The following is an 8,713-nucleotide window of genomic DNA, read 5'->3' as shown; positions in this document are numbered from 1 at the left end:
GAGGAGAAAATGAGACAAGGAGAAGAGTGGGGAGGAAGACACGCAGACCGATCCCCCTTTCTCCCAGCACCCCCACCCCCCCCTCCCCCCATCCCCCCATCCCCCCCTCTCCCCATCCCCCCATCCCCCCCTCTCCCCATTCCCCATTACCGAATTGTCTTATGATGCCTAAAGTAGAAAAATAGTTAAACCAAACTTACTAATGACTGCTGCTGTAAAAACTTCTCCTGACTTAACCTCCCGTTTGGTGAATCGCATCCTAGCAATTAAGCCGCTATACAACCTAGCCAAACACCAAGCCAGACAAATGATGATCAAACGCGCCGAAAAAATATGCGTACCTTGGAACAAAGAAGTAGAGACACTAAAAGCGCGTGATTGGGAAAGCGATTTAGCTGAAGTGCAAAATCCCCAGCTTTCTTACCCAGAATATTACCTCCGCCCATTCCACGCTTACGAAGCCGGAAATCTCGACTGGGAAGCAGCTTTAGAATTAGAAGTTGCTGCTTGCACAGTCCACGCGGGAATTTGGCGAGATGCTGGGGCGCAAGGCGATGCTAAACTACGCCAAAGTTACCACGATATCCTCAAAGCACAAATTCCCCATGAACCGCAAGACATTTTAGATATGGGGTGCAGCGTGGGTTTGAGTACATTTGCTTTGCAAAAGATTTATCCCCAAGCCAAAATTACAGGCTTAGACTTATCTCCTTACTTTTTAGCAGTTGCTCGCTACCGAGAACAGCAACACAATTGTAAAATTAACTGGGTTCATGCCCCTGCCGAATCAACTGGACTATCAGATGCATCATTTGATTTAGTCTCAATTTTCCTGATGTGCCACGAATTGCCCCAATCAGCAACTAAAGAGATTTTTACAGAAGCGCGGCGTCTGCTGCGTCCAGGTGGACATTTGGCAATCATGGATATGAATCCCAAATCGGAAATTTATACCCAGATGCCGCCTTACATTTTTACACTGCTCAAAAGTACTGAACCGTATTTAGACGAATATTTTGCCTTAGACATTGAACAAACTCTGATAAAGGCAGGTTTTAATCCACCTACCATCACTCGCAACACCCCCCGTCACCGTACCGTAATTGCTCAGATGAGTGGCTGATTTATCTGTACTGCTGTGTGCCGTTATACCACCGCTGCTGCTTCTTGCCTACTACTATTGCCGTGTCTCCACTGCCCCATCTTTGCTAAGGCTACTATTGTTCTTTGTTGTCGGGGCAATATCTGGTTTCATCGCTCTGAGCCTAGAATGGGTTTTTGAAACTGTAGCCAACTCGATTGTAGACTGGCAGCAGATGAATAAATCTCTTCCTGGTATCGCCCTGCGGCAGCTTGTGGAGATTGGTCCGATAGAAGAAGGCTGCAAGTTAGCAGCGGTTATTGCCCCAAGTTGCTATTTTAAACGCAGGTATCAATTACGACCCGGTAGCGTTTTTCTCTTCACCATAGCTGTTGCCCTTGGATTCACCGCTCAAGAAAACTGGATTTACCTTTACAATGGCACGGCATCAATTTTTGAGCGTAGCATCGGTACGCCAGTCCACGCTTTGTTCTCGGCTCCTTGGGGTTATGCGCTGGGAATATTTATTGGCTCATACATTCGTTTATCTCGATACAAAAAAGTTATTCCCAGCGCTTGGCTAAATTCAGTAATTTGTCATGCGTTAGTGAATATTTTATCTAGTGCTTGGCGTTACCCAGCACCGTTAAGCTTTCTCAGCTATGCTTCGTTTCCGTTTCAATTGTGGATGTTTTGGCGATTAGAGCAATTATTGCGAAAAGTGCAAAGCAAACCGCCGATTACTCTGATTTCTGGCTATACACCCAAGCTTCGTAACTGGCAACGGGGTTTAGTGTTGTTTGCCCTGATGATAGGTGGAAATGCAATTTTAGGGCTTTTTTTGATGGGAAGAATTATCAGTCCCTTAAGTCTGTCGCAACTTTTTTACCCTGATGTTTTCTGGTTTATATTTCCCCGCTTTTTGCTAAGTCTGATTTTCGCAATGATAGCGTGGCTAATTTATCGCTATTTAAGACGTTCAGCGCGACGGCAATATTTTTAGGTTTACATATTATCGGGATGATTTGACAAACAACGTTGATAAATTCAATATAATTGTAGAGACGTTCCATCGGAACGTCTCTAGGATTTATCCCACAATCGGTGCGACGGCAATATTTTTAATTAGCTAACAATCTACGTGCTAATGGTTGAGGAGTAGTTGTCTGCCCTGATTGTTATATTTATATGTAATCTGAGCTACACACGCATTAAAACTCGCTGATTTTCTAGGGCACTGGCTGAGTTTGATTCTGACTCAGTGCAGTAGATTTCGCAGGAGTTATTGGGACTTTCGATGAGTTTAACTTTGTAAAGCTTTGCCCCCAATTCTTGAATAGGCGATCGCAACAAATTACTAATGTAAAGTGCGATATTCTCAGCAGTGGGGACTACTTCAGCAAAATAAGCAATATCTTTATTTAAAAAGGTGTGGTCAAATGGCTCGACAACGTAATCTTGTATCGCTTGATTCAAAGCACCTAAATCTACAATCATCCCGGTGCGCGGGTCAATTTCTCCTTTGACGGTAACTTCTAAATGGTAGTTGTGTCCGTGACCGTGAGTCCGAGCGCACTTACCGTAAATCTCCGCGTTCTCTGTGTCGCTAAGGTTCGGGTGAGCCAATCTGTGAGCGGCGCTAAAATGTGTGCTGATAGTCAGGTAAGCTTCCATTGAGTTTCCCATATAATCTGCCCAAAGTTCAGGATTTTCAAACAACTGCACGCGGACAACAGGCAAGTGGGGTGCTAACCGCTGCCAGATAACTCGTGCGATATTCTCTGTAGTGGGCAGAGTTTCTTGAAATTCTGTCCACACATCGTTGAGATAAGAAAAGTCTAGTTGGCTTGTGACTTCCCGCTTAATTACGTGTTTTACATCAGACAAATTCAGCACCATGCCATATTTATCTAATTCCCCAGCTAAAGAGACAAATAAAACATAGTTATGTCCATGTCCGGGAAATCGCGAACAAGCGCCAAATTTCTCAATATTCTCTGCTTCGCTTAGTTCTGGTAACCAATACCGATGACTTGCGGAAAACTGAGCGCGGCGATTAACAATGCATTGCATGAGTATCCTGTCAGCAGAATTTAAAATTTCTTAAACTTTCACTATTTCTAGGATAAACTAATTTTTTTGTTAGTGGTTAGTGGTTAGGTAGAGACGTGGGAGTGTGGAACGTCTGTACAAAAGTTAGTGGGAGCGTTGATGGTTGTTGGTTGTTGGTTATAACGACTAACTAGTAACAAAGAACTACTAACATATAACTAACGCTATACATATACATCTATAGATTCTTGCGCCTCGCGGTGCAATCTGGTGGCGATGCGGAACATTTCGTGCCCGGTGTGCAGATAATGCTCATCATAGTTCAAAGGGAAAAATTCTAACTCGTCAAGCCCATCGGCGATCCGATTCAGGCTGTAGTAAAGGTGAGCCGCAGCTCTTGCTAAACTTGGGGGATTTGGTAGGGAACGAAAACTAATTTGCGCTTGCTTGAGGTCATTTCGACAGGTGTTTAAGTAATCTTGAAATTCTTCTAATAGTTCATCATCAAAGGGATCGGCAGCTAGTTGATCGATTTGGTCTTCTAGAGAATCGAGAATGCCACTAACTAAGCGATTGACTGGTTGATAAACTAGGTGCAGCCATGCCTCAATTTGGTCATCAATATCGCGTCCGGTTCGCCTTGCGGCTTTGTAACGCTGTTGAGCTGCTGCTGTCCGCTGTTGGCGATCGCTTTGAGATTTTTCGGATTTCTCGCGCAGTTTTTGGTCATAATTTAGGCGACTTTGTGCGTCGCCTAAAACTTCATATGCTGCATTAATGTGGATAATCTGCTCGCGGTCTGCTGTTTGTTGATTAGTATCCGGATGAAATAATTTCACTAAGCGGCGATAAGCTTGCTTAATTTCCGCTTGGCTTGCATTCGGACTTACTTTCAGAGTTTCGTAGTAGTTAGAAGCCATTACTCCAATTTATTGTTAGCTAATGTTAGCTGTTAATGCACTTTCTTTAAGTCTTGGAACAACGGCGTACTCAGATACCTCTCTCCAAAACTGGGTTGAATCATGACAATTAAGCGCCCTTGATTTTATTATCGTGGGGCGACAGGAATTGCTGGATATAATGCGCCACTGGAAATGCCAGATAATAGCTTTTGTTATCTTGCCAAACGGCGACGGTAGGCGATCGCTTCGTCGGTTACGGTAATCACTTCATTTATTAATTTTACAATGTTGAAAGCAGAAGGAACACACTTGATGTTCCGCTGTCCTTCGGTGACTTCGCACTCCGAAGTCACCGAATCTAACCACGTAACCGCGCTTTCTTGAAATTGGTAGAGTACTATTGACCATTGACTAAATGTAGTACATGATATCTAACTGCCGCCGTGCATCTCGTTTTTCACAGAGATCCTGAAGCGTGTAATTTTGTAAAACTGCGTTTGCTGCTTGACGTGCTTCTTGCCAGACTTCTTCTATAACACCACTGTCTACAGTTTTGGGCTGGACATCTTCATCACACGTCCGTACATCTAACCCTTCCAAACATCCTATCACCTCGAAAAGTGTTATTTTCCAAGGTTCTCGCGACAGGATATAGCCACCTTTTGATCCGCGTTGGCTTTTGACTATACCTCCACGTCTCAAAGTTGCTAACAGTTGTTCCAAATAGCGATCGGGTATATTTTGTTGTGCCGCAATGGTGCGAATTTGCTGCGGTTCGCCGCTTTGGTAATGAGTTGCCAACTCTAATAAGGCAAGAATTGCGTATTCTGATTTACACGATAGTTCCACAGGCTGTAATAAGTTAAGAGTTAGAAATTAGGAAAAGCGGTAGAGACGTTCGGTGTGGAACGTCTGTACAAAAGTTAGGAGTTTAAGAGGAGGCAAAAAGTTATGCTGAAAGTCTTGATCCCCAAGATTTGTTTGAAAAAGCTTGTTGAGAAACCGTTGCTCCCCGTCTTCAGTTATAAGTTAATAATTCACAACTCATAACTCCGTTCTCCTAACTTTTTCTAGTATACTCCGGTTCTCCACTAGGGTTTGATACTTTGTAATCAGCGCTGACTACGAATAAAAAACCCCGCTTGAGGGCGGGGAGTAATAGGGTTTTAAATTGTAGTCAGATTGTCAATGTTCTAGAAGGTGAATGTTGTTCTGAGCGTACCGATAAACGCATCGTCGTTATCGCTATTTTGACCGGGAGAGGTCAACCAAATCACACCAGGGGTGATGGAGACGTTATCAGACACGCGATACTTGTAGAAACCTTCAACCTGATAAGGAATATCTCTAGAACCACGACCAGTACGACCCAAGGCGTAAGGTTGTGCGCCACCGAAGATACCCAAAACGTTACCTTTCTTACCAAAGTCAGGTAGAGCTATGCCAGCTCCGTAGCTCCAAGCTTCAAAATTATCATTGGAACCGAAGCCTGTGACATCAGAGTAAGAGACAAAGCCGCTGATAGACAGTTTGTCACTTGGTCTAATGGCTGCTGACAGACCGTAGGAGTTACTGGAAGATGCGCTTTGAATACCTGTTGCAGAATTAACACCTAAACTGTTGGATTGCGAAGTACCCACTAAAGCAACGTTTTGTCCTTGGAATCCACCTGCATCAAATAAAGCACTACCAGCGCCGTGATAACCGTGGACGTAGGTTGCAGCTAATGCGATGCGATCGCCCAAGTTAAAGTTCAATTGTCCTAGAGCAGCATAATTGCCATTGAATATACCTTGACCTATGCCAGGACTATTCGGTTCCGATCCCAAGTAACCTATAGTTAGTGCGCTTGGTTTCAGCAGACCGCCGCCTCTACCAAAGTTGAAGTTGAGCGCTGCACCTGCACCACCACCAATCCGGAAGATCGGGTTTTCCGAAGCAAATGCAGTTAGAGCGCCATTACCGCCGTCATAGTCCTCAAAGTAAGGGTTGACAGTGGCTGCATAATCGCTATGAATACCACCGGTAGCTGCAACGTAAAGTCTCGCAGGTCCGATTGGGACGTAATACGCTAACCAATCTAGGTTTACACCGTTATCGTTTTGTTCTCTGCCAGTTATGTTAAAGGTTTGAAGACCTTCAGCACTACGCTCGGAGGGGTCTATAATTCCGTTTCGATTAACGTCTGTGTCAGTACCTAAGTTCAATCTTCCGGCATTACCAGTGGCGAGACGAGTGTGTAAAATGTCTCTGCCTGTAAAGCTGGTTTGCAAGTCTAAACGTACTCTTTCTTGGAAGACGGTGTTGTTGTTGTCGCCAACTGTATCGCCAAAAGCGTCAGTCAGGGCGAATATTGCTTCACCCACTAACTTGGTAGTAGTAGAGAATTGATTTGACTCTAATTCAGCAGTCCGGGCTTCTAACGCATCTACACGTCCGCGTAGGGTTGCTAGTTCTGCGGAAAATTCTTCTTGCAAACGCTGTAAGGTAGCCAAATCTTCTTTTGTCACCAAGTCAGCGGTGGCTGTGGCGATCAATTCGTTAACGCGATCCAAACAAGCATTTAAACCAGCGGCAAACTCATAACGGGTTAATGCACGGTTTCCGCGATAAGTTCCATTTGGATAACCTGCGATACAACCGTAACGCTCAACCAAGGACTGCAACGCTTGGAATGCCCAGTCTGTCGGTTGTACGTCGGAAAACTGGGAAACCGATGTTACTTGCGCTTGAGAATTACCGTTCTTGCCTTCGTTGCTGTACTTGTTAACTTGATCTAAAGTGTTAACTTGAGTTTGTTGTTGTACTTGTTGTACTTGAGCCAATACTTGTGGTTTTTTACCAACTGTAGTGGCGGTAGATGTTGAAAATACTGTACTGTTTTGTACTTGAGCTACATCTGGCTTTTGGGCAACTTCTGTAGCGGCAGTTGGGAATACTATACCTTTAGAAGTATTTTTTGAAGCTTCTAGTTTATCTACTGTTGGTAGAACTTCTAGTTTGTCAGCTTGTAATGCTTCTGTTGAAGCTACTTCTGATTTTTCAGTTTGTAATGCTTCTGTCTGAATAGCCTTCTGGGTGGTTGTAGTTGGAGCTGCGATCGCTGTTGCTGAAACTAACAACGTTGCTCCTAATACCGCTGGACTAACCACCAAGGATTTCCACAATATATTAGACATCTTTCCTCTTTTCCTCACACCTTGTATAGATAACCTTGTTTGTTGCACTTATTCCGGAAAATGCCACATCTTTATTTAAACCTTTTATATGAGGCTTAATTGTCACCACTACAATTCTAGTTTTTGCCAAGCTAATAACTAATTAATTTTGTTAAAAATTGATGTGATTAACTTAATGCAAAAACATTCCCTTATACTTTGGTATTATAAAACATTTGAGTCATCTGACAACATAGCAGCGATCGCCTCGTAAACTGTCACACATCCCAGGCGATAAGGAATTTATCATTATTGGTCGGTAGGGGCGCTCTTTGTTGATGCTTATCTCGTTCCTACGCTCTGCGTAGGAATGCATTTCTCCACGCTCTGCCTCGACGACGTGGGCAGGGAAACTCTTTGTGGGCGGGAAAACCCCGCCCCTACGATATTTGGGAAATTACCCCAGCTAGTGGGCGGGAAAACCCCGCCCCTACTTTCTGTGTCAACCCACCTGCATCATGTGTTGTCAGGGCAATCTTGACTTTGTTGTAAGAAATCTCTATATATGGATGATGTCCCGCCGACTCAGCAGGCTCTACTAACTGATTTACAAATTCAATTGCCTGAATAAAATCCTTAAACTTGCGGGTAGACTGCAATTTGTCACCTTCCACTGTCCAGTCATTAAGAACGCTTGCCCGTTGTTGAATTTATGCTTCAGTCAGTAGTTGCGTCATTGCTACATAAAACCTGATTATTCTAGATTTTTCCGAGCCAGAGTTGATGAAAAAACTTAAAAAACACCCTTAAAAAACTATCCGCCCTGAATTAGATCGGATGACCTAATTCAGGGCGGTCTAGCGGGTCTTCAGGTTGCAACCAGACTGCCGGAAGGAACTCCGAGCGAGCCTTGCTACTTGAGCTAACTTAGTCTCTCAAGAGAACTAAGGCTAACTTTTAGAGAACAGCCCCGGCACACAGCCGGCTAACTGCAACCTGATGACCCATGCATTTACTACTTTCTATCATGGGCATCACCTCCTTGTTGCCTAAACGGTCTTGGTTTCAAAAAGGCAGAGCATTTCGCTCTGGGTTTTAACACCTTCAATCAATATAACACATGGATTATGGATATTGACGAGAAATAAAAAAACCCCCACCAAAAAAGGCGGGGGATAAATGATGAATGCTAAATGCAGATTAATGCTTCATTGAACCTTACAGAGCGTTACCGCGAGGTAGTACTTCTTCAGGGAAGACAAATTGTTCGTGAGGTTGATCTTGAGGAGCCATCCAAGCGCGGATACCCTCGTTCAGCAAAATGTTCTTGGTATAGAATGTTTCAAACTCTGGGTCTTCTGCCGCACGCAATTCTTGCGATACGAAGTCATAAGCCCGCAGGTTCAGCGCCAAACCGACAATTCCAATTGCTGCCATCCACAAGCCTGTTACCGGGACAAACAACATGAAGAAGTGCAGCCAACGCTTGTTGGAGAAAGCAATCCCGAATATCTGTGACC

7 protein-coding genes and 2 pseudogenes are annotated in these 8,713 nt (G+C 44.1%); 2 read left to right on the top strand and 7 right to left on the bottom strand.

Going from position 1 to position 8,713, the window contains the following annotated elements; genetic code table 11:
• Positions 1 to 202 precede the first annotated feature (202 nt).
• Positions 203 to 1,123, top strand: coding sequence for a class I SAM-dependent methyltransferase (locus AABK37_RS38460; protein ID WP_432556675.1), 921 nt, complete (start codon positions 203 to 205; stop codon positions 1,121 to 1,123).
• Positions 1,116 to 2,084, top strand: a complete 969-nt coding sequence (locus tag AABK37_RS38455; RefSeq protein ID WP_432556674.1) for a PrsW family intramembrane metalloprotease — start codon at positions 1,116 to 1,118, stop codon at positions 2,082 to 2,084. Before AABK37_RS38460 ends, AABK37_RS38455 begins: the two co-directional genes overlap by 8 nt.
• A gap of 197 nt (positions 2,085 to 2,281) precedes the next feature.
• On the opposite strand, the gene AABK37_RS38450 is transcribed toward AABK37_RS38455, so the two are convergent.
• The 7 genes and pseudogenes from AABK37_RS38450 to AABK37_RS38420 form a co-directional block, all read right to left on the bottom strand.
• Positions 2,282 to 3,154, bottom strand: coding sequence for a 6-carboxytetrahydropterin synthase (locus AABK37_RS38450; RefSeq protein WP_432556673.1), 873 nt, complete (start codon positions 3,152 to 3,154; stop codon positions 2,282 to 2,284).
• Positions 3,155 to 3,357: 203 nt separating this feature from the next.
• Entirely contained in the window at positions 3,358 to 4,053 is a 696-nt protein-coding gene (locus AABK37_RS38445; RefSeq protein WP_432556672.1) for a DnaJ domain-containing protein, read from the bottom strand.
• 32 nt (positions 4,054 to 4,085) lie between these two features.
• Positions 4,086 to 4,319, bottom strand: a pseudogene (locus tag AABK37_RS38440) (cysteine synthase A); the annotation flags it as partial.
• A gap of 127 nt (positions 4,320 to 4,446) precedes the next feature.
• Positions 4,447 to 4,884 (bottom strand): RrF2 family transcriptional regulator, encoded by a 438-nt coding sequence (locus tag AABK37_RS38435; protein ID WP_432556671.1) that lies wholly within the window; start codon positions 4,882 to 4,884, stop codon positions 4,447 to 4,449.
• Between the two features lie 344 nt (positions 4,885 to 5,228).
• Complete coding sequence (locus AABK37_RS38430; protein ID WP_432556670.1) at positions 5,229 to 7,214, bottom strand: iron uptake porin; 1,986 nt, start codon at positions 7,212 to 7,214, stop codon at positions 5,229 to 5,231.
• Between the two features lie 419 nt (positions 7,215 to 7,633).
• A complete protein-coding gene (locus tag AABK37_RS38425) occupies positions 7,634 to 7,903 on the bottom strand; it encodes a 4a-hydroxytetrahydrobiopterin dehydratase (protein ID WP_432556676.1) in 270 nt (89 codons plus the stop codon).
• Positions 7,904 to 8,411: 508 nt separating this feature from the next.
• A pseudogene (locus AABK37_RS38420) lies at positions 8,412 to 8,713 on the bottom strand (photosystem II D2 protein (photosystem q(a) protein)); the annotation flags it as partial.

This window comes from Tolypothrix sp. VBCCA 56010, from assembly GCF_050875635.1.
In the GTDB taxonomy this organism is placed as follows: Bacteria; Cyanobacteriota; Cyanobacteriia; order Cyanobacteriales; family Nostocaceae; genus Hassallia.
This window is presented reverse-complemented; position numbering and strand designations above follow the sequence as displayed.

Bases quoted from the DNA above. Each gene is read 5' to 3' on its own strand.
- AABK37_RS38460 (WP_432556675.1), top strand. From the start codon at position 203: ATGACTGCTGCTGTAAAAACTTCTCCTGACTTAACCTCCCGTTTGGTG.
- AABK37_RS38445 (WP_432556672.1), bottom strand. From the start codon at position 4,053: ATGGCTTCTAACTACTACGAAACTCTGAAAGTAAGTCCGAATGCAAGC.
- AABK37_RS38450 (WP_432556673.1), bottom strand. From the start codon at position 3,154: ATGCAATGCATTGTTAATCGCCGCGCTCAGTTTTCCGCAAGTCATCGG.
- AABK37_RS38430 (WP_432556670.1), bottom strand. From the start codon at position 7,214: ATGTCTAATATATTGTGGAAATCCTTGGTGGTTAGTCCAGCGGTATTA.